The following is a 421-nucleotide window of genomic DNA, read 5'->3' on the forward strand; positions in this document are numbered from 1 at the left end:
ATGGGGTGCAGCTGACCAAGCGGTTCTGAGGTCGAGACAATCTGACTGTCCAAGGAAGCCGCCCTGTTCGCAGGGCGGCTTTTTCCTTGCCGCGGCGGCTATTGCAGCGCCCACCTCAGCGTGACGCCGAGGGTGCGAGGGCGCAGCGGCGTGACGGCCTGGGCGTCGGGCAGGCGGAACGGATCGCTGTAGGCGAAGGTGTTGGCCTTGGTGTCGAACAGATTGTCCACGAAGACGCTGGCCACCCAGGGCGCAGCCTCCACGCCCAGCGACAGCCGGCCGGTGGCGTAGTCGCCCATGCGGTGCTGCTGGCGGCCGTCGAAGGTCAGGCGGGACGCGCCGACATAGGACACGCCGCCGTCAGCGATCAGTTGCAGACGATCCGTCAGGGGGCGACGGTAGGTGAACCCCAGGTTCGCCG

The 421-nt window shown here is 67.9% G+C and carries 1 protein-coding gene; it reads right to left on the bottom strand.

The annotated features are described in order from the left end of the window. Positions 1-98: 98 nt before the first annotated feature. A partial coding sequence (locus CVH10_RS17755) for a TonB-dependent receptor (RefSeq protein ID WP_146143011.1) occupies positions 99-421 on the bottom strand: 323 nt, incomplete at its 5' end.

The organism is Halomonas sp. ND22Bw, from assembly GCF_003011945.1.
Taxonomy (GTDB): Bacteria; Pseudomonadota; Gammaproteobacteria; order Pseudomonadales; family Halomonadaceae; genus Halomonas; species Halomonas halophila.